Genomic DNA, 276 nt, shown 5'->3' with positions numbered 1-276 from the left:
CAATTCGCTTATCCATGGATCGATTAGACTGTATTTCCACTTTTGTAAGTGTCGTAGAACACGGGAATTTTAGTAGCGCAGCTAGAGCACTTGATATCTCTCGTGACTTGGTTGCAAAACGTGTTTGCTACCTCGAAAATGACCTCAAAACCACACTGTTAACCTGAACTACAAGACAGATGAACCTCACCTCTTGTGGGGAAAAGTTTTATCAACATAGCAAAGTCATTTTAAGTGAGTTCGAATGGGCTGCCTATGAAATTAGCTACAATCAGC

At 40.9% G+C, this 276-nt stretch carries 1 protein-coding gene; it reads left to right on the top strand.

The features are described 5' to 3' along the window. The first annotated feature begins 14 nt into the window (after positions 1 to 14). The gene (locus AC3II9_RS21755; RefSeq protein ID WP_489158770.1) at positions 15 to 167 is read left to right on the top strand and encodes a LysR family transcriptional regulator; all 153 of its coding nucleotides are present in this window, start codon (positions 15 to 17) and stop codon (positions 165 to 167) included. The last annotated feature ends 109 nt before the right edge of the window (positions 168 to 276 follow it).

The organism is Lysinibacillus sp. RU7 (assembly GCF_057837305.1).
This window is presented reverse-complemented; position numbering and strand designations above follow the sequence as displayed.